The 23,796-nt window shown below is 69.0% G+C and carries 21 protein-coding genes and 1 tRNA gene; 14 read left to right on the top strand and 8 right to left on the bottom strand.

From position 1 onward, the window contains the following. Positions 1–77 precede the first annotated feature (77 nt). Together ACH4D5_RS14660 and ACH4D5_RS14655 are read left to right on the top strand one after the other, a co-directional pair. A complete protein-coding gene (locus tag ACH4D5_RS14660; protein ID WP_398302068.1) occupies positions 78–1,568 on the top strand; it encodes an FG-GAP-like repeat-containing protein in 1,491 nt (496 codons plus the stop codon). Between the two features lie 134 nt (positions 1,569–1,702). Further along, on the top strand, positions 1,703–2,722 hold the full coding sequence (locus ACH4D5_RS14655) for a Yip1 family protein (RefSeq protein ID WP_398302066.1): 1,020 nt from the start codon (positions 1,703–1,705) through the stop codon (positions 2,720–2,722). Between the two features lie 81 nt (positions 2,723–2,803). On the opposite strand, the gene ACH4D5_RS14650 is transcribed toward ACH4D5_RS14655, so the two are convergent. Together ACH4D5_RS14650 and dcd are read right to left on the bottom strand one after the other, a co-directional pair. Further along, the gene (locus ACH4D5_RS14650; protein WP_398302064.1) at positions 2,804–3,301 is read right to left on the bottom strand and encodes a phosphoribosyltransferase; all 498 of its coding nucleotides are present in this window, start codon (positions 3,299–3,301) and stop codon (positions 2,804–2,806) included. Between the two features lie 8 nt (positions 3,302–3,309). Beyond that, positions 3,310–3,885, bottom strand: coding sequence for a dCTP deaminase (gene dcd, locus ACH4D5_RS14645; protein WP_030788950.1), 576 nt, complete (start codon positions 3,883–3,885; stop codon positions 3,310–3,312). Positions 3,886–4,445: 560 nt separating this feature from the next. On the opposite strand from dcd, the gene ACH4D5_RS14640 reads away from it, so the two are divergent. Beyond that, a tRNA-Gly gene (locus ACH4D5_RS14640) sits at positions 4,446–4,519 on the top strand. A gap of 50 nt (positions 4,520–4,569) precedes the next feature. Here ACH4D5_RS14640 and ACH4D5_RS14635 read toward each other — a convergent pair. Together ACH4D5_RS14635 and ACH4D5_RS14630 are read right to left on the bottom strand one after the other, a co-directional pair. After that, positions 4,570–6,000: a replication initiator gene (locus tag ACH4D5_RS14635; RefSeq protein ID WP_398302616.1), complete on the bottom strand. Its 1,431-nt coding sequence runs from the start codon at positions 5,998–6,000 to the stop codon at positions 4,570–4,572. Positions 6,001–6,076: 76 nt separating this feature from the next. Next, complete coding sequence (locus tag ACH4D5_RS14630; RefSeq protein WP_398302062.1) at positions 6,077–6,277, bottom strand: hypothetical protein; 201 nt, start codon at positions 6,275–6,277, stop codon at positions 6,077–6,079. A 183-nt stretch (positions 6,278–6,460) separates the two neighbouring features. Between ACH4D5_RS14630 and ACH4D5_RS14625 the strand changes: the two genes are divergently transcribed. The 5 genes from ACH4D5_RS14625 (at position 6,461) to ACH4D5_RS14605 (ending at position 12,512) form a co-directional block, all read left to right on the top strand. After that, a complete protein-coding gene (locus ACH4D5_RS14625) occupies positions 6,461–7,597 on the top strand; it encodes a DUF262 domain-containing protein (RefSeq protein WP_398302060.1) in 1,137 nt (378 codons plus the stop codon). After that, positions 7,598–8,248 (top strand): MAE_28990/MAE_18760 family HEPN-like nuclease, encoded by a 651-nt coding sequence (locus ACH4D5_RS14620; protein ID WP_398302058.1) that lies wholly within the window; start codon positions 7,598–7,600, stop codon positions 8,246–8,248. A 1,470-nt stretch (positions 8,249–9,718) separates the two neighbouring features. Beyond that, a complete protein-coding gene (locus ACH4D5_RS14615) occupies positions 9,719–10,285 on the top strand; it encodes a Uma2 family endonuclease (RefSeq protein ID WP_398302056.1) in 567 nt (188 codons plus the stop codon). 406 nt (positions 10,286–10,691) lie between these two features. Further along, positions 10,692–11,516 carry a GAF and ANTAR domain-containing protein gene (locus ACH4D5_RS14610; protein WP_398302054.1) on the top strand — a complete coding sequence of 275 codons (825 nt, stop codon included), beginning with the start codon at positions 10,692–10,694 and terminating at the stop codon, positions 11,514–11,516. Positions 11,517–11,831: 315 nt separating this feature from the next. Continuing rightward, positions 11,832–12,512 (top strand): DUF4232 domain-containing protein, encoded by a 681-nt coding sequence (locus ACH4D5_RS14605; RefSeq protein ID WP_398302052.1) that lies wholly within the window; start codon positions 11,832–11,834, stop codon positions 12,510–12,512. A 124-nt stretch (positions 12,513–12,636) separates the two neighbouring features. Here ACH4D5_RS14605 and ACH4D5_RS14600 read toward each other — a convergent pair whose 3' ends face one another. The 3 genes from ACH4D5_RS14600 to ACH4D5_RS14590 all read right to left on the bottom strand — a co-directional run bounded on the left by ACH4D5_RS14600 (position 12,637) and on the right by ACH4D5_RS14590 (position 14,722). Then, entirely contained in the window at positions 12,637–12,831 is a 195-nt protein-coding gene (locus ACH4D5_RS14600; RefSeq protein ID WP_398302050.1) for a hypothetical protein, read from the bottom strand. Positions 12,832–12,886: 55 nt separating this feature from the next. Further along, positions 12,887–14,146 carry an MFS transporter gene (locus tag ACH4D5_RS14595; RefSeq protein ID WP_398302048.1) on the bottom strand — a complete coding sequence of 420 codons (1,260 nt, stop codon included), beginning with the start codon at positions 14,144–14,146 and terminating at the stop codon, positions 12,887–12,889. 69 nt (positions 14,147–14,215) lie between these two features. Continuing rightward, positions 14,216–14,722 carry an SDR family NAD(P)-dependent oxidoreductase gene (locus ACH4D5_RS14590; RefSeq protein ID WP_398302046.1) on the bottom strand — a complete coding sequence of 169 codons (507 nt, stop codon included), beginning with the start codon at positions 14,720–14,722 and terminating at the stop codon, positions 14,216–14,218. A 136-nt stretch (positions 14,723–14,858) separates the two neighbouring features. Between ACH4D5_RS14590 and ACH4D5_RS14585 the strand changes: the two genes are divergently transcribed. The 6 genes from ACH4D5_RS14585 (at position 14,859) to ACH4D5_RS14560 (ending at position 22,749) form a co-directional block, all read left to right on the top strand. Beyond that, positions 14,859–18,482, top strand: a complete 3,624-nt coding sequence (locus ACH4D5_RS14585) for an AfsR/SARP family transcriptional regulator (protein WP_398302044.1) — start codon at positions 14,859–14,861, stop codon at positions 18,480–18,482. Between the two features lie 32 nt (positions 18,483–18,514). Next, positions 18,515–20,158 (top strand): serine/threonine-protein kinase, encoded by a 1,644-nt coding sequence (locus tag ACH4D5_RS14580; RefSeq protein ID WP_398302042.1) that lies wholly within the window; start codon positions 18,515–18,517, stop codon positions 20,156–20,158. A 103-nt stretch (positions 20,159–20,261) separates the two neighbouring features. Next, a complete protein-coding gene (locus ACH4D5_RS14575; protein ID WP_398302040.1) occupies positions 20,262–20,627 on the top strand; it encodes a PH domain-containing protein in 366 nt (121 codons plus the stop codon). A 251-nt stretch (positions 20,628–20,878) separates the two neighbouring features. Continuing rightward, the gene (locus ACH4D5_RS14570; protein ID WP_398302038.1) at positions 20,879–21,091 is read left to right on the top strand and encodes an FxLYD domain-containing protein; all 213 of its coding nucleotides are present in this window, start codon (positions 20,879–20,881) and stop codon (positions 21,089–21,091) included. A 111-nt stretch (positions 21,092–21,202) separates the two neighbouring features. Then, a complete protein-coding gene (locus ACH4D5_RS14565) occupies positions 21,203–22,177 on the top strand; it encodes an SGNH/GDSL hydrolase family protein (RefSeq protein ID WP_398302036.1) in 975 nt (324 codons plus the stop codon). A 125-nt stretch (positions 22,178–22,302) separates the two neighbouring features. Further along, positions 22,303–22,749, top strand: coding sequence for a hypothetical protein (locus tag ACH4D5_RS14560; RefSeq protein ID WP_398302034.1), 447 nt, complete (start codon positions 22,303–22,305; stop codon positions 22,747–22,749). Positions 22,750–22,771: 22 nt separating this feature from the next. Here ACH4D5_RS14560 and ACH4D5_RS14555 read toward each other — a convergent pair whose 3' ends face one another. Then, positions 22,772–23,707 (bottom strand): LysR family transcriptional regulator, encoded by a 936-nt coding sequence (locus ACH4D5_RS14555; protein ID WP_398302032.1) that lies wholly within the window; start codon positions 23,705–23,707, stop codon positions 22,772–22,774. Positions 23,708–23,796 lie beyond the last annotated feature (89 nt).

The following is a 23,796-nucleotide window of genomic DNA, read 5'->3' as shown; positions in this document are numbered from 1 at the left end:
CTCCCTCCGCGGGCCCGGCCACGCCCCTCCCTCAAGAGCGGTCAAGCCGCCCTGACGACCCAACAGTTGGAGCCCTCTTGCGCACACGCACCCTCGCCCTGGCCCTGGCCGCGGCCACCGCCCTCGCCGCGACCGGCCTCACCCTCCCCCTCACGACGGCCGCACACGCCGCACCCCCCGCCGCACCTCCCACCGTGCCCGCCGAACCCACCCCCCTCGCCGGCGACTTCAACGGCGACGGATACGCCGACCTCGCCGTCGGCGTGCCCAGCGGCAGCGTCGACGGCAAGGCGAAGGCCGGCTACGTCAGCGTCGTCTTCGGCGGTGAGGACGGCCCGGGCACGAACGGCGTGCGGCGCATCACGCAGGCCACCGTCGAGGTGCCCGGCACCCCGGAGGCCGGTGACCGCTTCGGCGGCGCGGTCACCACCGCGTACATAGACGACGACAAGTACGCCGACCTCGTCATCGGCGCCCCGGGCGAGGACATCGCCGCCAAGACGGACGCGGGCTCGGTCACCGTCCTGTACGGCACCGGCGACGGCTTCTCCGTGGCCAACACGGCCGCCCGCGGCGACAAGACCGGCGCCGCCTACGGAAACGCCCTGGTGGCCGCCGACTTCACCGGCGACACGGACGTCGACCTGGCGATCGGCGGCAAGGACCAGGTGGTCTACAACGCCCACCCGCTCGTCGACCGCACCCAGCCCCTCATGGCCAGGCCCATGGGCGGCCGCGCCCCCGTCATGACGACCGGCGACTACAACTCCGACGGCCGCCCCGAGCTGGCCGTCGCGTACTACACGCAGAACCAGCCCAACACCCAGTCCCACGTCCAGCTGTACGACTACAGCAAGGACGAGTACGCGTTCTTCCTGACGTGGAGCAGCGACAACAGCGCCGCGAACGCCCTCGCCACCGGCGACTTCAACGGCGACGGCCACGACGACCTCGCCCTCGGCAACTGCCGCGAGATCGCCGACGAGAACATCGACGACCCGTGCGGCCCCGAGGAGATCGCCAAGGGCGGCGGCATCCACATCCACTACGGGGACGGCACCGGCCTCGTATGGGAGGGCCAGACCCTCAACCAGGACACCCCCGGCGTCCCCGGCGTCGCCGAAACGGGTGACGACTTCGGCAACGCCCTCGTCGCCACGGACCTCGACGGCGACGGCAAGGACGACCTGATCGCGGGCGCCCCCGGCGAGGCGATCGGCAGCGCCGCCCGCGCGGGCAGCGTCACCGTCCTGAAGGGCGGCGCGAAGGGCATCCTGAACGCTGACGGCTCGGCGGCCGGCGCGGTCGCGTACCAGCAGAACACCCCCGGCATCCCGGGCACGGCAGAGAAGGGCGACACCTTCGGCGCGAACCTCGCCGCCGCCGACCACGACGGCGACGGCCGCCCCGACGTGTCCGTGGCCGCCCCCGGCGAGAACGCCTCCGCGGGCGGCGTCTGGGAGCTGCCCGGCGGCGGCGCCACGGGCAGCAGGGCCATCACGCCCAACTCCATCGGACTGCCCGCGTCTTCGCACCCGTACGCGTACGGAGCGGTGCTCGGCCGCTGACCGACCCTGACCCAGGCCCCGGGGGAACCCTGACCCTTCAGGGTTCCCCTAAGGGTTGTCACAGGTCGGCCGCAAAGCCCGTCTCCTCCCGGGGAGGGACGACCCGACCCCGGAAGACCAGGTACGTTCGATTCGTGGCTGGATTCAGGATCGGACGCGGCCGGGACAACCGCGCCGCGCGACCGCAACAACAACCGCGGCAGCAGCCGTACGGACAGCAGGCCCCGCAGGGCGGCCAGCAGCCGTACGGCTACCCACCCGCGCCGTCGAACCCGCAGCGCCCGCAGCCCTCGCAACCCCCGCAGCAGTACGGCGGGGGCGGCAGGCCGTACGGCGGTGGCGGTGGCGGCCAGCAGTGGCCCCCGGCCGGGGCCGCCGGCGGCAACCACGGCGAGCCGGAGTACTTCGGCGGCCCCGACGACCACGGCCGGAGCCACGGGCCCGGCCACGGCGGCTACGCCCCTCAGGGCGGCGGCCACGGCCCCCAGCCCGGTGGCTACGACCCGTACGCGGCCAACAACCCCGGGCACACCCAGGCCTTCTCCATCGGCGAGGACCCCTACACCCAGGGCGACACCTACCGCGCCGGCCAGGCACCCGCCCCGGTCCTCGGCCCCCGTCTGCACTGGAAGGAGCTGCTGCGCGGCATCGTGCTGCGCCCCGGCCCCACCTTCCTCCACATGCGGGACTACGCGATGTGGGGCCCCGCCCTCGTCGTCACGTTCCTCTACGGCCTGCTCGCGATCTTCGGCTTCGACGACGCCCGCGACGACGCGATCAACGCCACGCTGTCGTCCGCGGTGCCCTTCGTCCTCACCACCGGCATCGCGATTACCATCAGCGCCTTCATCCTGGGCGTGGTCACACACACCCTCGCCCGCCAGCTCGGCGGCGACGGCGCCTGGCAGCCGACGGTCGGCCTCTCCATGCTGATCATGTCGCTGACGGACGCGCCGCGCGTGATCGTGGCGATGTTCCTCGGCGGCGGCCAGCCCTTCGTCCAGCTGCTCGGCTGGGCGACCTGGCTCGCGGCGGGCGCACTGCTCACGACGATGGTCAGCAAGTCCCACGACCTGCCGTGGCCGAAGGCACTGGGCGCGTCCACGATCCAGCTGCTGGCGATCCTGTCGATCATCAAGCTGGGCACGTTCTAGTACGTACGTGACGTAGGCATGCGAGAAGGGCCCGGGGACGACAAGTCCCCGGGCCCTTCTAACTCCGTAACGCCAGACGGGTCAGGCGTCAAGAACCTGCCCGGCCCGCTGCACGACGGGCGGCTCGACGCTCCAGGGGAAGTTGATCCACTCGTCGGTCCGCTTCCACACGTACTCGCACTTCACGAGGGAGTGCGACTTCTCATAGATGACGGCGGACCGCACCTCGGCGACGTGGTCGAGGCAGAAGTCGTGGACGAGCTTCAGCGTCTTCCCGGTGTCGGCGACGTCATCGGCGATGAGCACCTTCTTGTCGGTGAAGTCGATGGCGTTGGGGACGGGCGCGAGCATGACGGGCATCTCAAGGGTCGTCCCGACGCCCGTATAGAACTCCACGTTCACGAGGTGGATGTTCTTGCAGTCGAGCGCGTACGCGAGCCCGCCCGCGACGAAGACGCCACCGCGGGCGATGGAGATGATGATGTCGGGCTGGTACCCGTCGTCGGCGATGGTCTGCGCGAGCTCCCGCACAGCGCCGCCGAACTTGTCGTACGTAAGGTTCTCGCGCACGTCACTCATACCGCTGCTCACACCTGGGTCCGATGGAAGTTGAGGAAGGAACGGGAGGCGGTGGGCCCGCGCTGCCCCTGGTAACGCGACCCGTACCGCGCCGAGCCGTAGGGCTCCTCGGCGGACGAGGTCAGCCGGAAAAGACAGAGCTGCCCGATCTTCATCCCCGGCCAGAGCTTGATCGGCAAGGTCGCCAGATTCGACAGCTCCAGGGTCACATGCCCGCTGAACCCCGGGTCGATGAACCCGGCGGTGGAGTGCGTGACCAGCCCGAGCCGCCCGAGGCTGGACTTGCCCTCGAGACGACTGGCGAGATCATCAGGGAGGCTGACGACCTCGTACGTCGACGCGAGCACGAACTCACCCGGGTGCAGGATGAACGGCTCGTCGCCCTCGGGCTCCACGAGCCGCGTCAGGTCGGCCTGCTCGACGGAGGGGTCGATGTGGGGGTAGCGGTGATTCTCGAACACCCGGAAGTAGCGGTCCAGCCGCACGTCGATGCTCGAGGGCTGCACCATGGATTCGTCGTACGGGTCGATCCGTACCCGTCCGGAGTCGATCTCGGCCCGGATGTCCTTGTCTGAGAGAAGCACGCACCGAGGATACGCAGAGCGCGCGGGCCCTCCCCAATCGGACGGGACCCACGCGCTCCACTAACCCACTTCAGACATAGCGCCCACTGGCCGCTACCTGCTCCCCACTACTGCTTCTGCAGGGTGACCGGCACAGCGTGCCGGAGCCGGGCGCAGCGCGGGCACCGGATGAGCCGGCCGGGACCGAGCCGGTCCGCCTGCTGCATCGGGAACGAAGCGGTGCTGAACACGTGCCCTTCGGCACATCGGACGACGGTGCGCTCCATCAAGTCTTCGAGTCCCTTCCCCAGTCGTAGGTGAGCTCGTACGTACCCGTACTCACTCGTCTCTCGCTCGCCTCCGAGCCGACGACGAATGCCCACATTACGGTATGAAAGGGACGGCCCTCCAGGCGGCACGACCACATTCCACGGTACGCCCCAACTCCCTCCCGCCGCACGGCGCATCCCCCCTCCCGAACACCACTCGGGCCCCACGGCGAGAGCGCCGGGGGCCCGGGATGAGGTACAGTGTGCGACGGTACGACACCGCTTCGAAGCAACTTCGGGACGGCGTCTTTCGCGGGTGTAGTTTAGTGGTAGAACATCAGCTTCCCAAGCTGAGAGTGCGAGTTCGATTCTCGTCACCCGCTCCACGAAGAAGGCCCAGGTCATCGACCCGGGCCTTTCTGCTGTCCGCTTCCGCTCAGCCGTCGCGTGCCACATCCGTGCCAGATGCCTGATCATCCGGGTTCCGTGCCACAGCCCGGCGGGCCTTCCGAACACTCCGATCGAGCATCCCCGCAACCTCTTGCTGACGCTCCTCCTCGGAGTGCTGGTAGATCATCGCCGCCTTCTCGGACGACTGGCCGGCGCGGACCATCGTGTCCTTCAGGGTCGCGCCGGATCGGGTCGACAGGGTGTGCCCGGTGTGGCGGAGATCGTAGAACCGGAAGTTGTCCGGCAGACCGGCGACCGTGCGCACCCTACGCCAGTACTTGCCGAAGGTGCTCCGGCGGAAGGGCGCTCCCCGATCACCGACGAAGACGAGCCCGTTCGGTCCTTCCTCGGCGAACGACTCCATGTGCCAGCGAACCTCACGCTCCAGGAACGCGGGCAGGTAGATCGTGCGGGTACCGGCGTCCGACTTGGTGTCGCCGGGCGCGCGTCGCCCGTTCGTCCTCTCCGGCTCGGCGGTCCGCACCGTGATGCGTAGCGCGTCGAGGTCGACGTCCCGGCGACGTAGCCCGGCCAGTTCCTCGGGACGAGTCGGGCCGTAGGCGCCGAGGTAGACCATGAGACGCCACCGCATACCGACCGCTTCGGCGAGGGCATCGACCTGCGCGACGGTAGCCGTAGGCCGTTCCTGTGCCTTCTCGGCTCCCGCGCCCTTGATCCGGCACGGGTTGCGGCGGATCAGGTCGTCATCGACGGCGGTCTCCATGATGGCCTTGAGGAGGCGGTACGCCTTAGCTGTCGCCGTCTTCGCGCCAGTGCGAAGACGTTCGGTGCGCCAGGTGCGGACGCGGGGCGCGGTGATCTCGTCGAGGTCGTCATCACCGAAGGTCGGAAGGATGTGCCGGTCCAGGAGATACCAGTACAGGCCGCGCGTGAGCACGCCGAGTTCGCGCTCCTCGACCCGCTTGTCGGCGTACGCGCGAAGGTTGACGGCCTCGGCCTCCGGATCCCGCCAATCGCCCCTCCGGATCTCCGTCTGTTTCTCGGCCAGCCAGTCATCAGCGTCCGCCGCCGTCTCGAAGGTGGGCTCCCCTTCGGTTCCGGGGGCGGGTTCGAGGGTTTCGGCAAGCCAGGCTTCGGTGTCGGTGAGGCCGGTTCCGGCGTAGACCCAGTGGGCGAGGACGAGGGTCGATTCCGAGGCGGTCTGGTCGTCGGTGACGGCTTGGGCTCGGCGCCATTCGGCTCGGGCGTCGCGGAGTGCGCCAAGAGTCACGGAATAGCGGCGGGACTTGGTGGAGAAGTGGCCGCGGAAGCCGAGCAGGTGGGCCCAGGCCCGAAGCCGCAGTTCTTCCAGTTTCTCGCGTGCACCTAGGGCCCACGCGGTACGGATCATGCGGCGGGCGTGCTCGCTGATGTCGAGCTGGACGAGTTCGGCGAGGAACTTGAGGGGGGCATCCAGCGGTCCCGTGGCGGTTTCGGCGCCCTTGGTCGGCGTACTTGGCGATGTAGGCGGCGACAGTTCACTCGGTCAGCTCCTAGCCGCCGTCGAAGTCGGCGGACCGGATGGGGCGGACGTCAAGCTGACGGCCGAAGGTGAAGCCGTGGGCGCGTCCCTCGATGACCGAGTCGTCCACACGGACAGCGGTCACGCCTGCTCGGATGGCGTCGGTCAACAGCTCAGCGGTGGTCCAGGGCGGGAGGCGGAGTGTCACCGCGTACCGCGCGCCCAGTCGCATGCCTCGTATCAGGTATGCCGTGGCTTAGGCAGTCGGCCCCACGCTTCTCCAACCTGGAAGTTCGATGCAGGACTTCAGCCAGCAGGGGCTCAAACAGCTTCAACGCAGTCCATACTGATGCAGTACAGGGTGATAAGGGAGGGGACCCACGTGTCGAAGCAACTAGCATTCAAGGAGGAACAGGTGGGACTGCAGGAAGAAATCGTCCAACGCTCTCGGGAGATCCACACCGACCGTTACAGCATGGCAATTAATGAAGCGCTATCAATGTACGAGAACTCCGATCTCGAAATCCACCCGGAATTCCAGCGAATCTTCCGATGGGGACTCCAACAGCAGTCCCGACTCATCGAGAGCGTATTTCTCGGAATTCCGATTCCCCCTATCTTTGTAGCGGCACGAAAAGATGGGGTATGGGACGTTGTAGATGGCGTTCAGCGATTGTCGACTCTTTTCCGATTCATGGGCGCATTGCGCGAAGATGACGGCAATATTGACACCCCTGAACCATTGACAGCTGGAGACTACCTGAAGAGTCTTGAGGGTGTGGTATGGAGTGAATCAGTTGCCCCCTCCGAAGGAGAGTCTTTCACTGCCCTCTCAGAAGCCCAACAACGCTTTTTCAAGCGGGCTCGACTTGACTTTCAAATCGTTGAACATACAAGCGATGAACAGGCGAAGTTCGACTTGTTTCAGCGGTTGAATAGCGGGGCGCACCTTTCCGAACAAGAGGCGCGCAACTGCCTTGCCGTGATGTTGGATCCAACGTTTTTTAGGTGGCTCCAGCAACTGGCGAAAGCTCCGGCGTTTACACAAACCGTTAGTCTCAGCGAGCGGCAGGAGGAGGAGGCTTACGGCGTGGAACTCGCACTCCGCTATCTCTCCATTGTCACTGCTCAGCGATCTGACCTTTCCGGACTTGCCGACGTGGGCGAATTCTTGACTTCCCGCATGCGCGACTTCATCGACTCTTCGGATTTCGATCGAGATTTCGAATATGAGCGCTTCACGGATATCTTCACCTGGCTCAATAAAGCCCTCGGGGAATCCTCTTTTAAGCGCTACGACTTGGTGAAGGCCAAGCACAGCGGACGGTTCACGGTTTCCGCGTTCGAGGCGGTAACAACCGGTTTGGGTCTCAACTACGAGCAATGGAAACAGCTAGAAGACGGAGTCCGTCCAAAGATTCTTCGCCAGAGGGTGCAGGCCGTCTGGAAGGACGCAACATTCCAAAGTCGAACAGGTGCCGGAAAGTCCGCAGACCTCCGTATTCCATATATGTTCGAGGTTGGTCAAAAGGTTTTCTCTCTGGGAGATTGAGTGCGGACGCTGACTGAGCTTCAAGATGCACTGGACGATGATTTCGCTTGGCGTCGCAGCGAGCTTCACAGCTACCTAAGCTCAATTCGAAGGGCAAAAACTGAAAGCCCAGCTCAACGCGCCCTTTGTCGGGCCGGCGTGCCTCTTCTTTATGCGCACTGGGAGGGCTACGCGAAGCACTGCCTGTCTATGTATCTCCAGTACGTCGGACGTCGCCGTCTGACCTACGGTGAACTCCATCCTGCATTTGTCGCGCTTGGACACGAATCGGCACTGGATTCTCAGGAGGGATTGTCCGCAACTCGCAGAATTGTGCGAAGGGCTCAGGCACTGCTATCGGGAGATGCTACACGGGCGCAAATTCCTTGGCGCAGAGGTGTGGATACTCAGTCCAACTTGAATAGCGCCAGATGCTTCGATCTATTCGAATCTCTTGGGCTCGACGCTTCTCCCATCCAAACCAAAACGAGACTGATTGATTACGAGCTCCTGAGGGTTCGGAATGAGATAGCTCACGGGCAGTACCTAAGCGTCGATGCCGACTCCTATGAAGAACTCCATCTAGAAGTGCTAGGCATCATGGATTTCGTGCGAAATACTGTTAGCGCGGCAGCAGAAAACCAAATATACCGAAAAGCCAAGGAAGCCTGAGCTACAGTCGGCTTCAGGTGACTGCCACGTCCACCTAAGCTCCCCCGGGAACGATTAGCGAAACGCATCATGCGCGCCTTGTTATCTACGCACTGCATGATCCGGAACATCCGTGCGAAGAGCAGGAATGCTCGAGTCTGGCAATTCCTCTCCAGGTTCTGGCATATTGTCGCTGGTTGGCCACCGTGGGATGCTCAGCTGAGGGCAACTTCGCCAGGGCCGCACCTGACGGTCGGCACCCGCAGTGTTCGAGGCCGCCTGCCCCATTGCCTGGCCCGGGATGAACCGATCACAGCATGTGTGGAGCGCATATAGGAACTCCACGTCAGGGCACATCGCCTATCGCAAGGACCCTTTCTGCATGGTCGGCGGAGAGGTAGCGGCGGATCGACGCTTCCATAAGAACACCCAGGAGGGGCATCTCGTGCCCGAGGCAGGGAGCAGGTTGAGCGCTTCCCAGCACAGCCCCTCGTCTTGCCGGTCCACAATTCACCGATGAGGCCAGCGAATACGGCGGCCGACTGCCCGGCGGACCGCGCGACGAGGCCGTTCACCGCCTCAGCCAGCCACCGGTCGTGCTGCCGTTCGACGTTGAGGGGAAGCAACGGCAATCGCGACACGCCCCGCCGCCGATCGCCTTGTGCATTCCAGCGTGAACAGATCTATGAACTCACGGACCGGCCGCCGGGGATGGGCAGGCACCGTGCGCAGGACCCGCACCGGCTGCGCCTGCTCAAGCAGGTCGCGCCGATTGCGCTCGTTGACACTTTCACCCACTCAGGAACGCCACGGCCGCACCAGGACTTCGTCGTTGATCCCGTCGCTCGGGACCTTCGGTTCCTTGTCCCTTGTCGGTACCCAGCCGTTGATCCGCTCGTCGCCGGCTCTCCTCCCGTATGAGGGCTTGGCGAGTGCCTGGAGCACCTCTCGGCGTGAGTGCCGTCGGACGGCTCGTTGACGGGGCCCTCCCGCGCTTCTTGCTCCAATGCGCGCAGTTGCTCGTAGGGTAGCCGTGCCTCCCGAGACCGTGTCGTCGCCCGCGCTCTCCCTCCTGGCCGCGCCGTGCCCGGGACCGTCCGCAGCGGGTGCAGCGGGCGCTTCGTCGGCCAGCAGCGTAGAACGAGAAACGTCCTCCCCTCCCGACCGGCAGGTCTCTTCACGTCACCACACGAAACTCGGACTGCCGGCTCGCAGCAGCGACGAGATGAGGAGATTCCGATGAGCAAGCTCACGGAACGGAAGCTGCAGCGAACCGCTCGACGCAGAGTCGTTGAACGAATCGCAAGCCGGCGCCGCAGCGATAGCGTGTTGGGTCAAGCCCAATGCTCATGAGCACAACACGCCGCTCTTCCAATCGGCAAGGGGAAAGCGTCGAGACGACCGAGCTCTCCGTACCGCCCCGGCGCGTGGAAGTCAGTACGCTGAGTGCAGCGGGATCGGGCCCGCCGCACAGTGTCCGGGAGGCGTGTCATGACTGCCGAGATGGTGGCCCCGGCGTGGATGCACCAGCAGATCACGGCGGAGGAGTACGAGTCGTGGTCCGAGGAGCAGTGCGCCGGCATCGAGATCGTGGACGGAATGGTCGTCGTGAGCCCTAGCGCCTCCAAGCGGCACAATCGGCTGGCCAGGCTCCTGGCGAACGCCCTGGACGCCGCAGCCGGCCCCGATTGGAACGCCGACACGGACTTCGACGTCCGGCTTCAGGACGTCCCGCTGACCAATCGCCGCCCCGACGTCATCGTCTACCGTGCGGACACGATCGACATCACACCCACCCGCCCGGAGCACGTACTGCTCGTGGTCGAGGTGGTGTCGCCGGGCTCGGAGACCACCGATCGGGTCGTGAAGGTGGACCAGTACGCCAAGGCCGGGATCGGCTTCTACTGGCGGATCGAGCAGGCCGCGACGGGTACACCGCTGGTGTATACGTACCTGCTCGATCCCGCGACGAGGACATACCGCGAGGGGGACGTGTTCGCCGGCGCCCTGAAGATCACCGCTCCCTTCGCAGCGGAGATCGACCTCGGCCAGATCTAAACCGGTGTGATGCACGGCACGCTCCCCGTACAGGCACATGAGTGCTCGACGCTTCCTGGCGGCGGTCACTCGAGACATATTTTCCGGGTATCCCTGCTCCGGACCAGGACCGGAGCGACGACTTGATCCTGCTGTTTCCGGGTGGAACTTCTTTCTCAACGGGTGGGTGGCGGGTGCCTCACCCCATGGGGGCGAGAAAGCGGAAGCTTCGCCTCTGGGTGAGGGGTGCGGCGTAGGGTTTCGGTATGGAGCCGCAGTGCCGCAGGGGTGCGGAGATGACGTCCTCGGTGTGGTGTGGGCGGCTTGGGGGCTCGTGGCGTGGGGTGGGCGTATACACAGGGTTTGGTCGCCGCGGTCGTCGTTCGGTGGGGCTTGAGCCGAGGTCCCCTTCTCTGAGGAGCGTGGCATGACGCCCCAGCAGCGGCTGGCCGATGTCTTCGTGGCCTTGGCCGGCGGCTCGGGGGAGGGCTCGCTGGACGTTTTTCGTACCCTCGCGGTCCTGGCGGAGCGCAGTCCGTCTCTGCTCGGTGTGCGGGCCGCGTCCGTGGTGTACGCCCCCGGTGGGCGCGATGAGGCTCGGGTCAGTGGCTCCGAGCCCGGGGTGACTTGCTTGGAGCGGGAAGCCGTGGGGTGGCGTGAGGGGCCGGGGCATGTTCCCTATGGCGACGCCGCGCTGACCGTGGGGCCGGTTCCCCTCGACCGTGGTCCTGCGGTGCGGGCGTGGCCGCGTTACGCCTCGCGGGCCCTCTCCCTCGGTCACACCCACCTGGTCGCCCTGCCGCTTCGCGTGTCCGACGGCGCCCTTGGTGTGTTCGTTCTGTTCGCCGAGCACGGGGATGCCTTCTCCCCTGGTTCGGTCTCGCTCGCGCAGTCGCTGGCGGACTTCACCGCCGTCACTCTGCACCGTGCGCGCGAGGCCGAGCTCAGCCTGGTGCTCGTCGACCAGTTGGAGCGGGCTCTGTCCAGCCGCGTCGTCATCGAGCAGGCGAAGGGTGTGCTCGCGGTGCGCAGGGGGCTTTCCGTGGACGACGCCTTTGACGCGTTGCGTGCGCATGCCCGTTCGCGTCGGCGGGTGCTGAGCGAGGTGGCCCGCGAGGTGGTCGAGGGGCGTGCCGATCCTGCGTTGGTCGGGCCCGAAGTGGTCAAGCCCGCAGTCGGTGGGGGCCTGCCGGGTAGAGGCCTGCTGGGTGGGGGCGCTGAGGGTGCTGGTCGTGGGCCGGTGGGTTCTTGAACGGTGGGTTCTTGAACGGTGCCTCTTGAACGGTGCCTCTTGAACGGGCAGGCGTGGGGCGGGTGGTTCGGGCTGGCCCGGTGGTCCGGGCAGGGTTCCGGTGGGCCGGTGGGATGGCGTGGTTGGCGTACGTCCGTTAGGGCGGGGGCTGGCTGGCCGGGGTGGGAGGGTGTGCGGCAGCCGGGCGTCAGTGGGGCGGCAGTGGGACGTTAGCGGGGGCGGGCAGAGTTGGGGATGTCAGCAGGTCAGGCGGTGGGTTTCCTCGGCCGGGCAGTTGTCGTGCCAGCATTCGCGTTTCATCTCGGGGGACATCCCATGCGTACGTTCCGTAGCACTACCGTTCTCGCCGCCGCCGGTGCGGCCGTCTTCGCTCTCTCCCTCACCGCCTGTGGCGGGGGTGACTCCGACACGAAGTCCGCCGGGGCTACGGGCAGCGAAAGCACCGTCTCCGTCGGCGGCTCCAAGTCGAGTGGGGCGAAGGCCGACTCCGTCGGATCGGAGGGGCAGTCCGCGAAGGGTGGCGCCGGTGCCCAGGCCGCCGGCGTCAGCGGTGGTGGTACTGGGGGTTCCGGTGGTGTCCCCGGTTGCACCACCAAGGACCTCAGCATCAGCGCCGCGCGCCACGGTGGTCCGCCCTACACCCACATCGTGCTGACCGCGAAGAACACCTCGGGCCACAGCTGCAAGATGACCGGCTTCCCCGAGATCCAGTTCCTGGAGAGCCACAAGCAGAACGTGCCCGCCGTCGCCAAGAGCAAGCCCGCCACCCCCGTGGTCCTCAAGGCCGGCGCCCCCGCGTACGCGCTGGTCAAGGTGTCGGACGGCGGTGTCGACGAGAGCAACGAGCCCGTCTCCGGCTTCTCCGTGACGTTGCAGGGCGGTGGCGGCATGGCCGCCGTCACGGCACCGGGCAGCGGTGGCATCGCCGTCGACCCGGCGAAGGCGCTGACCGGCTTCTGGACGTACGAACTCCGCAACGGCGCCGACGACTTCTGAGGGAGTCGTCCGGCCCCCCGTGCGGCCTACGATCTCCCGGCGAGGCGGGCGCGGACCGTCGCCTCTTCGGTGCCTTCCCCCGCACCGAAGAGGTGCACCACCGAGCCCGTCTCGCCGGGTACTTCTAGTCGGACGAACCGGCCGAGTTGTTGTTGCTCCGGCCGCTCTTCCGTACCGCTGAGGTGACCAGTTCCGCGGAGACCGTCGTCGCCTTCGCCACGCCGTGGACCCAGCGCGGGCCACCGCGTGCCGCCCAGACGACCGCTCCCAGGCCCGCCGCAGCGACCAGCACACCGATGCCGAGCAGCACGATCATCATCGGTTTTCCCCTCCCTCGTACCCCCGTACGGAGGGTGATCTTCTCAGATCCGGAATCAGGCCCTTCCGGGGAACCCGTGCCTACGGGCCGCCGCCACCACAAGGAGCACCGGGGCCAGGAGCAGCAGGATCGTCCAGGGGAAGGACGAGGTGCCGACCAGGCCGAGCAGGACGCCGCCGAAGACGCCACCGGCCGCCATGGCGATGTTCCAGAGGGTGACGAGCATGGCCTGGGCCGCGTCCGCCGCGTCGCCGGCCGCGTCGCCCGCGGCGGTCTGCAGGAGAGTGGGGGCGCCGCCCCAGCCCAGGCCCCACAGCGTCACGGCGACGTAGACGAGTGCCGGGGTGTCGGAGAAGGCGGCCAGTACGGCCGCCGCCACGCCGACCAGGAGCACGCTCGCGAGCGTCAGCGCGCGCAGCCTGCGGTGGATCAGGGACCCCACGATCCAGATGCTCAGCAGAGACGCGGCGCCGAAGACGAGAAGGACGACGTCGGTCGAACCTGCCATGCCGAGTTCGTCGAGGAACGCGGCGATGTACGTGTAGAGGACCGTGTGCGCCAGGACGAAGACCAGGGTGACGAAGAGGACCGGCGTCACACCGGGGACGCGCAGGGTGTGCAGCATTGAGGGCTTGGTGCTGTCGCGATCGTCCCGCTGCTGCTTCAGTTGCGCCTTCTGCCCCTGCCCCGGGTAGTCGGGTACGAGTGCTGCTATCCAGGCCAGCAGGACCACGGTCAGGGCGGTCATGGCGAGGAACGCGATCTGCCAGCTGACCGCCTTGCCGAGGAACGTCCCGGCCGGCACGCCCAGCGACAACGCGACCGGGATGCCCGCCATGGCGATGGCGATCGCCTTGCCCTGGAGATGGGGCGGCGCCATGCGGCGGGCGTAACCGGCGAGCAGCGCCCAGGCGAGCCCCGCGGCGACACCGGCGACGAAACGGGCCGTCATCGTGAGGGGGTAGTTCGTCGAGAGCGCGGTGACGGTGTTGGCGGCGGCGAAGCCCGCCATCGCGGTCAGCAGCAGCCGCTTGCGGCGCCAGCCCGCGGTGGCGGCGGTCAGGGGTATCGCGGTGAGCGCGGTGCCGATCGCGTAGATGGTGACGGTCTGGCCGGTCGCCGATTCACTGACGCCGAGGTCGGTGCTCATCGCGGGCAGCAGGCCCGCGGGCAGCGTCTCGGTGAGGCTGGTGATGAAGACGGCGGTGGCCAGGGCGAGGAGGGCCAGGAGGGGGAGACCTCTTTGCTCATTCGTCTCTTGGGGGTGCGCTGGGGTGGGTGCGGTGGGGGTGGGAGTTACTTCTGTTGTGCGCATGGTGGGTGTGGGGCCTTTCAGTACGTGTAGGGGTTCGGTGCGCGTACGCGGATGAGTTCGGGGGCGGGCTCAGCCGTGTGGGTGTGGGGGTCCGGGGGTGTGGGGCGGAGGTTTCGTTGCCAGGTGGAGTGCTATGCCTGCTGTCTCGTCGGCCGGGGCGCGACAACGGGTCAGGGGTGCCAGGGAGTTGGCCGCCGGGTCGTCGGTCGAGCCGCCGGTGAGGACGACCGAGCCTCCTTCCCGTAGGAGATCGAGCAGTTCGGGCGCGGGCGGTGCGGCGAGGCCGTCGTCGGCGTGGATGAAGAGGAGGTCGATGCCGCCCAGCCGTTCCTGGATGGCGGAAGCGAGGGCGGTGGAGAACGCCGAGAACACCGAGGACGAGGGGGATGTCGGCGCGGCGCTGATGACGTGGGCGCAGGAGCCCACCTCTGCGGCGGTGTCGGCGAGGTCCGCGTGGGGGCCGCCGCCGGTCACCAGGACCTCGGCTCCGCCCTCGACCAGCCGCTTCGCGATGGCCAGGCCGAGGCCTGTGGCGCCGCCGATGACCACGGCTTTCCTGCCTGCGTACTTGGGCATGTGGCCCCCTTCCTCTCCTGCCTTGCAGCGGCGCTGCGCCGCTCATGTGACGACTGTGCTCGCGGGTGCTTCGGGGGCGCTGATGATCCGCTGACGGGGCGTTGTGGGCCGGTCACCGGTGTGTACGGTGATCCACATGCGGTTCGGGGTGCTGGGTCCACTGGCGGTGTGGGACGGCGAGGGGGAGCCGGTCAAGGTTCCCGAGGCGAAGGTCAGGGCGCTCCTGGCCGACCTGCTCGTGCACGAGGGGCGGCCGGTCTCCGCCGACCGGCTCATCGACGACCTGTGGGGCGACGCGCCGCCGCGCAATCCGGCCAACGCCCTCCAGGCCAAGGTCTCGCAGCTGCGCCGCGCCCTCGGCCGTGACCGCGTGGTGTACCAGGCGCCCGGTTATCAGTTGCGTGTTGATGTGGCGGCCGGTGACGAGGTGGACGCGGATCGTTTCCGTTCTCTCGTCGAGGAGGCGCGTGGCGTGGCGGATGCGCGTGGGCGGGCTGATGTGCTCACGCGGGCGCTTGCGTTGTGGCGCGGGCCCGCTTACGCCGATCTCGCCGACGAGTCGTTCGTACGGGCGGCAGCCGACCGGCTCGCCGAGCAGCGCCTCGCCGTGGTGGAGGAACAGGCTGAGGCACGCCTCGAGGCGGGCGAACATGCGTTGCTCACGGGTGAGTTGGCAGAACTGGTTGCCCGGCACCCGCTCCGTGAACGGTTGCGGGGCGTGCATATGCGCGCGCTCTACCTGGCGGGCCGCCAGAGTGAGGCCCTCGCCTCGTACGCGGCGCTACGACAGCAGCTGTCGGAGGAACTTGGCCTCGATCCCGGCCCGGAGTTGGTGTCGCTGCATGAGGCGATACTGCGCCAGGAGCCGGGGTTGGGGGCGGGTGGGGGTGTTGGCGGTGGCGGTGGTGCTGGAGGCGACGGCGGTGCTGGGTGGTTGAGGGCGGGGGCCGGTGAGGCGCTGGGTTCGGACCTCGGCTCCGGGCGCGGTTCGGGATCGGGCTCCGGCCCCGAACCCGGGCCCGGTTCCGGCCCGGCTTCCGGTCTCGGTTCGAGCCTGGGTAACGCTCCGGCCCCCTCACCCGTAGTCGAGCCTCCCGTCGGGTCCGTCGGCGTTCGCACCAATCTCCCCGCTTCCCTCACCGCGCTCGTCGGGCGGGAGCGGGCCGTGGCGGAGACGGGAGAGCTTCTCGGCGCCGGGCGGCTTGTGACGCTCACCGGGTCCGGGGGTGTCGGTAAGACGCGGCTCGCTGTGGAGGTCGCGGGCCGGCAGGCGGGTGGGAGCGAAGGGCGCGCCGCCTTCCCTGACGGCGTCTGGCTCGTCGAGTTCGCCGGGCTGCGGGGCGGGAGCGGCGTCGCCGATCTCGCTCAGACCGTGGCCGGTGTCCTCGGCCTCCGGGACGACATACCGTCGGGGCCACCGGGCTCCGGCTCGGGCTCGGGCTCCCGCTCCGGCTCCGGATGGTCCGAGCCGATGGACTCCGACCCACCCGGGCCGATGGACTCCGGTCCACCCGGGCCGACGGGCTCCGGCTCGGCCGGGGGTGGCACAGTCAGGCCTCCCACCCCCACCGAACGCCTCGCCGCCGCCCTGCGCGGCCGCCGGATGCTGCTCGTTCTCGACAACTGCGAGCAGGTCGTCGAAGAGGCCGCCGAGCTCACGGACACGCTGCTGCGAGCCGCGCCGGGGCTGCGCGTGCTGGTCACCAGTCAGGAGCCGTTGGGCCTCACCGGTGAGGCCGTGTTCCTGGTGGAGCCGCTGCCGGCCGCCGACGCGGTCAACCTGTTCGTGGCCCGTGCCCGTGCCGCGGCGCCCGGTTTCACGGTCACCCCCGGTGGCGCCGAGGAGGCGGCCGTCGCGGAGATCTGCCGTCGTCTCGACGGCATCCCGCTCGCCCTCGAACTCGCGGCCACGCGTGTACGCGCCCTGGGGGTAAGGGAGTTGTCCGAACGGCTCGGTGACCGCTTCCGGCTGCTTACCTCGGGGCAGCGCGGTGCGCCGGCCCGCCAGCAGACCCTGCGGGCGGTGATCGACTGGAGCTGGGAGCTGCTCAGCGCCCCCGAACGCATCGTGTTGCGCCGCCTGGCCGTGCACCGCGACGGCTGCACGCTGGACGCGGCGGAGGCGGTGTGCGCGGGTGACGGTGTGACCCGGGACGAGGTTCTGGACCTGGTGACCCGCCTCGTCGACCGTTCCCTGGTCGTCATGGCGCCGGGGCCCGCCGGGACGGGCCCGCGCTACCGGCTCCTGGAGTCCGTCTCCGCGTACGCCATGGAGCGGCTGCGCGAGATGGAAGATCTCGGTGGCGTACGCGAACGCCACCTTCGCTATTACTTGGACCTCGCCGAACGTGCCGAGCCGCACCTTCGCGGGGGTGAGCAGCGCGTGTGGCTCGAACTCCTCGACGCCGAGGCGGCGAACCTGCGCGCGGCGCTGGAGGAAGCGGTGCGGGGGGCCTCCGGCCAGGGTGCCCGAGAAGTGGTGCGGCGGAGTTCCGACCGGCGCGCCGAAGAAGCCCTGCGACTCGGTGGCGCGCTCGGCTGGTGGTGGCTGTTGCGCGGGCGGCTGGCCGAGGCCCGCCGTTCGCTTTCCACGGTGCTCGACGTCGCGCCCGATGCGGGTGAACTCCGGCTTCTCAGGGATGCGTTCGCCCTGCTGACCGGCGAGAGAGGGGGCAGCCACGGGCTCGGAGCAGCAGCGGGGCGCGCCGCTCACCTTCCCTCTGCCGTTGACCTCCGCGACACCGACCTCCGCATCCTCTGGCTCTACGCCTACGGCCTCTTCAGTGCGGGTGAGCCCCTCGCGAGCGAGGAGGTCAACGCTCGGGTGCTTGCCCTCGCCGAAGCGGTCGGCGAACGGTGGGTCACCGCCGCCGCGCTCGGCCTGCGTGCGATGCACGCCCTGCTTCGGGGGGAACTCGACACCGTCGGGGACGACGGGCGGCGCGCGGCCGGGCTGTTCGCCGAACTGGGCGACCGGTGGGGCGAGTTGCAGGCCGCCACGCCCCTCGCCACCCTCGCCGAGATCCGGGGCGACTACGACGAAGCCGCCCGCCGCCAGCAGGAAGGCCTGGCCATCGCCCGTGAGCTCGGGCTTCAGGCCGAGGTCGCCGCGCGGCTCTCCGGGCTCGGCCGGCTGGCCCTGCTCACCCGCGACTGGGAGCGGGCGCGCGAACTCCATGAGGAGGCGCGGCGGTTGGCCGCCGAGTACGGCTACCGGTACGGGGAGATCCACGCCGAGATGGGGCTCGCGCTCGGGGCGCGCCGCGTCGGCGACCTCGCCGCGGCCGAGACGTACCTGCAGCGCATCCGCGACCGCCACGCCGACGTGTCCTCCCTGGCCGGCGATCACCTGCACCACGCCGAGCTCGGCTTCATCGCCGAGCTGCGCGGTGACACGGCCGGCGCCGAGGCCCACCACCTCCGCGGCCTCCGCACCGCCCGCCTGCTCGCCGAGCCACGCGCCGTCGCCCTCTCCCTGGAGGGCCTGGCGGGTGCGGCGGCCGTCTCCGGTGCGCCGGAGCGCGCCGCCCTGCTCCTTGGCGCGGCGGACGCGGCCCGCAGGAGCGTGGGGGCGCCCCTCCCGCCCGCAGAACGCGGTGACGTCGACCGGATCACAGCCGCGGCGAGGGCTGCCCTGGGAGAGGACGCCTTCGGTCTCGCCTTCACGCGCGGCGCCCAGCTCGACCCGGCGCGGCTGCCGGTCGGCCCGGCACGGTTGCCGGTCGACCCGGGCAACTCGGGCCCGGCCGCCTCCCCGTAGAGATCATCCGGCGCGTGCGGCACCCTTGTGCCGTGGATGCGCTCAGGCCTCAGGACCCGCAGTCGATCGGTCGGTACACCCTTGTCGCGCGCCTCGGCGCGGGAGGCATGGGGCAGGTCTATCTCGGGCGGTCGCCCGGTGGGCGGCTCGTGGCCATCAAAGTGATCAAGGATGAGATCACCGATCATCCGGAGGCCCTCGCGCGGTTCCGGCGCGAGGTGGAGACCGTGCGGGTCGTCCGCAGCGCGTACACCGCCCAGTTGATCGACGCGTCGCTCGACGCGGCCCCTTACTGGCTCGCCACCGAGTACGTGAAGGGGCCGACGCTCGGCTCCGCCGTCGCCGAGCGCGGGCCGTTCCCCGCCGACACCTGCCGCAAGCTGTTCGCCGCGCTGGCCGAGGGGCTCGCCGCCGTGCACGCGTACGGCATCACACACCGCGACCTGAAACCGCAGAACGTCATCCTCGGCGGCCAGGGCCCGCAGCTCATCGACTTCGGCATCGCGCGCGGGGACGGACACACGGCGCTGACCGACACCGGTCTGGCTCCGGGTACGCCCGGGTTCACCGCGCCGGAAGTGCTGATACGTAATGAAGTCGGGCCGGCCGCCGATGTGTTCGCGCTGGGCGCGACGCTGGCGTACACGGCCACGGGACGTCCGCCGTTCGGTGCGGGCGCGGCGGCCGGGGTGAGCTACCGGGCCGTGCACGAGCCGGTCGACCTGGCCGGCGTCGAACCGGGTCTTGCGGCCCTGATCGAGGCGTGCGTCGCCAAGGCGCCCGGTGACCGGCCGACTTCGGCCGAGGTGATCGAGCGGTGCGCCGTGCGGTCCGCACTCGTGGACGACCCGGCGTATGCGTCCCTCGCGGGGATCACCGCCGCACCCTCCCCCTCCCCCACTCCCGCTCCCGAAGCGTTCGCCCACTTCCCTACGCAGCCTGCGGGCCCGCCCCCGCCCCCGCGCCGGAAGCCGTACTGGTTCAAGCTCGCCGCGATCACGACGGCCGCCGCGGCCTCGGCCGTCGCACTCACACTCGTCGCCATCCAGCTGCTGCCGGACGACGGGGGCCGGACCGAGCGTGGGAACAAGGAACCGGAGTCGGGATCCGGGTCCGGGACCGGATCCGGAGCGGGCGATCAGGCGTCCAGGGGCGGCGGCCCCTCCCACATCAACGCCGACCGCATAAGCCGCGTCTTCTGGAACTCCGAAGACGACGCCTGCAACGTGCCCTCCGAAGTGCGCGGGCCGTCCGGCTTCCAGCGTTCCGTCGTGCCCGGACGGGACGGCACCGTGAAGATCGCTTTCCGCGACAAGTACGCCTTCAGCTCCTCCCGCGACAAGGCCGGAAAAGCCAAGAAGTATTACGTCGCCGTGACCGTCAAACCCCCGCACGACATCGATCCCGACACCGGCCGCCCCGTCGCCGGTCTTCCCACCGAGAACCGGGCCATGGGATACGCGAGCAAGCCCGTCGACCTGTACGGCGGCAAGGAACCCGACGACTGGAAGACCGCCACCTACCCGGACGACTTCGCGACCCGGATTCCTCAGGTGGGCACGAAGAAGGCGATTCCGACGGCCAACGACCCGGGCGACTGGGCGGTCGAGTTCCACGTGGTCCGGGCGCCCGACGACTACTCCAGCATCGACTGCACGGGCTTCACCGCCCCCTGACTGACGGACGCCTGAACCACCCGAGCTACCTGAACCACCTGGGCAGAAACGCGTCACCTATACAGTGACGGTTCATCGAAGTTGAGTGAGTGGGGGGCCTGACATGGCACTGTTCGGAAACGCGCACACCGTCGACCCGGCGAAGGCGCAGAGTGATTACGCGCGGCTGCTCGGTCACGGCGAGCAGGTGCACGCCGCGTACACGCTGATACGCGACACGATGCTGTTCACCGACCGTCGGCTGATCATGGTCGACAAGCAGGGGATCACCGGCAAGAAGGTCGAGTACCACTCGGTGCCGTACCGCAGCATCACGCACTTCGCGGTGGAGACGGCGGGGCACTTCGACCTCGACGCGGAGCTGAAGATCTGGATCTCCGGCAACCCGGCGCCGATGCAGAAGACGTTCACGAAGGGCGTCGACATCTACGAGGTGCAGGCGATCCTGACGCAGTACGTCGCGCGCTGAGCGGTTCGGACCCTTCCGGCATGCGGCCTCCGCCTCGCTGATCTTCACTGGGGGGGGACCAGTTGGAGCGAGTCACGGAGGCGGCATGGCCGGCGGCACCGCCTCGGACGCGGCCAGCCGGGCGGCTTCGGCGGTGGCCTCCGCGACCGCGCGGGCGGGCGGGAAGATCCACGAGGTCAAGGGGCGGCGTCGACGCCAAGGACGACGTACGGCTCGGCGAGCCGTCGACCGACAAGGACGGCCGCACCACCGTGAAGGTCACGGCCGAGAACCGCGCCGACTCGTCGAAGTCCTTCGCCGTCCAGGTCACCTTCAAGGATGCCGACGGCAAGCTTCTGGACACGGTCGTGACCAAGGTTTCCGGCGTCCCCGCAGGCACGTCCAAGGACGCCACGGCTCGCAGCACGCACAAACTCGACGGCGACGACGTGAAGGCCGACGTCACCACGGCTCTCCGCTACTGAAGCGCCACCGTCCGCCCTCAGGAGCGCAGTTGGCATGCGGATGCCTTCCCTCCCCCTCCCGCGTGTGCTTGCCTGGTGCCCGTTTCGGCTGACTGGGGCGGGAGTTGCCGCATGCGGAAGCTGTGGAGCGCGGGGGTGCTGCCGGGGTTGCTGGCCGGCGTGCTGCTGTTGGGTGCCTGCGGCGACCCCGGATCGGGTTCCGGGGGCGCGGCACCGGCCGACGCGCCCGAGGCACCACCCGGGGCCGCGGCGCCCCGGGAGCCCTCGCCGTCCTCCACCACGCGGCAGCGTGCCGCGGAAAAGCCGCGGTCGAAGGCCCCAGAGGCACCGAAGGCCCCAGAGGCTCCGAATGCCCCGAAGGTCCTCTACCTCGGGGACTCCCTCGCCATGGAGAACCAGGACGTCCTCGGCGCGCAGCTCCGCGACGGCCTCCGCGCCCGCTACCGCAGTGCCCCGTACTCCGGCACCACCCTCTGCGACTACCTCGAAGGGACCGGCAAGGACTCCCTCGTACCCGACAAGGACAAGGCGGCCGCGCTGGTGCGGGCCGAGCGGCCGGACTATGTCGTCCTCCAGTTCTGGGGGAACGCGTGGGGCTACACGCCGTGCATGGACGGCATCACGTACGACAAACAGCGTGCGAAGTACTTCGACCGGTACGCCGCCGACGCGCGGCGGCTCGCCGCGCAGATCGACGCCGCCGCCGGTTCGGGCCGGACCCGTGTCGTGTGGGTCCTACAGGGGCCCGACGCGATGACACCCGACCGCGTGCGGCGCGTCAACGCCGTCTACCGGGCGCAGGCGAAGGCGTCGGGCGGGCTCGTCGCCGACGCGGGGCGGACGGTCAGCCCGGCATCGGGCCGTTACACGTGGGTCGAGAAGCTGCCGTGCACGGCGTACGAGACGCGGCACCCGGCGTACTGCACGGAGCCGGGCAGCGGCCGTACGGCCATGCACCGCGGCGACGACTTCCTGCACTTCTGCCTGGCGCCGACCACGGCCAGGTCACGGCCGTGCCCGGTGCGGTCGCCGGGCATCCGGCGGATGACGGCGGAGATCACCCGCGTCGTGGCCGCCGCCTCCTGAGCGTTCGCGGGAAACGGAAACACCGCCCCACCCGTTCGGCCCAGCACCGCTCGCCCCGCCCCTCGTGACGTCACAGGCTGTGAGTCCACCTGAGACCCGAGCAGAGAGATGAGGGGGTGGTGGCCATGAGCAGCGCGAGCGCGCCGCACCGGCCCGGCCACGGAACACACGAGCCGCACCCGACCCGGGAGAGCGGGTGGGCCGCGGGCGGCACCATGTTCGCCGGTGTCCTGATGATGGTGAACGGCATCCTCGGCATCTTCGAGGGCGTCGCGGGCATCGCCAAGGACGACGTCTACGAGCGGATCGGCGACTACGTCTACAAGTTCAACCTCACCACGTGGGGCTGGATCCACCTGGTCCTCGGCATCCTCGTGGCCGTCGTCGGCTGGGGCATCCTCAAGGGTGCGAGCTGGGCGAAGGCCAGCGGCGTCGCGCTGGCCGCGCTGGCCATCGTGGCGCAGTTCCTGTGGCTGCCGTACACCCCCATCTGGGCGCTCATCTCGATCGCGATCGGCGTCTTCGTCATCTGGGCGCTGTGCAACGACCGCTCGGACGTCGCCGGCCCCTGAGAAGCCCCCACGTGGCTCGCGCTCAGTACGGCGCCGGACCGCCGTTCGCCGCGATCGCGTCCTCCACCGCACGGATGAACGCCTCCGCCCGGGCGCCGACGCCCGCCGTCCGGTGGATCAGCGCCACATCGGCGGACGGCACGTCCCGCAGGGGTACGAACGTGACGTCGGGCCGCGCGTAGTACTTCTCCACTGACGCGACGACCGGTGAGATGCCCTGGCCCGTCGCGACGAGGGTCATCAGCTCCTGGAAGGACGCGACGGCGCGGCCGCGGTGGATCTCGCGTCCGCTCGGCGTGCGCGGCGGCACGTGGAAGTCCCACCAGTACGCGGGCGCGCCGTTCACGACGCCGAAGAACGTCTCGCCCGCCAGCTCCTCCAGGGAGACCGACGTGCGGCCGGCGAGCGGGTGGCCGAGCGGCATCGCCAGCATGCGCGGTTCGTTGATGACGACCGGGCCGACCGTCAGGTCCGGCTCCTCGACCGGCAGGCACGTGAAGAGCAGGTCGACGTCGCCGCCGCGCAGCGCGCCCAGCGGGTCCTGGAACTGGGTCTCCCGCATGCGCACCTCGACGTGCGGGCAGCGCTCCCGGAACATCGCCAGGATCGGGGCGGTCAGCGTGCCCGCGCCCGAGCCGAGGAAGCCGACGTTCAGCTCGCCGTCGACGCCGCGCGCCGTGTCCTTGGCGCGGGCCACGGCCGCCTCCATCCGGGCGTGCAGGGGCGCCAGATCCTCGTACAGCTGACGGCCCAGCGGGGACATCCGCACCACGCGGCTGGTGCGCTCGAAGAGCGGGGCGCCGATCCTGCGCTCCAGCTTCTTCAGCGTCTGGCTGACCCGGGCCTGGGAGAGCAGCAGCCGCTCGGCCGTGCGGCCGAAATGCAGCTCCTCGGCCAGGGTCAAGAAGGTCTCCAGCTCTTGCCGCTCCACCACGTACCCCCCGGTACCCACCGTCATACCCACTGTGACCTGCATCGATAAGCCTGAGCGCGTCGATCGTTTCACGGATCGCCGTTGATGGGGGATCGCGTCCGGCGGATCTTTGA

Origin of the sequence: Streptomyces sp. NPDC018029 (genome assembly GCF_044327655.1) — a bacterium.
In the GTDB taxonomy this organism is placed as follows: domain Bacteria; phylum Actinomycetota; class Actinomycetes; order Streptomycetales; family Streptomycetaceae; genus Streptomyces.
The sequence above is the reverse complement of the archived record's forward strand: the minus strand, read 5'-3'. Positions and strand labels throughout refer to the sequence as shown.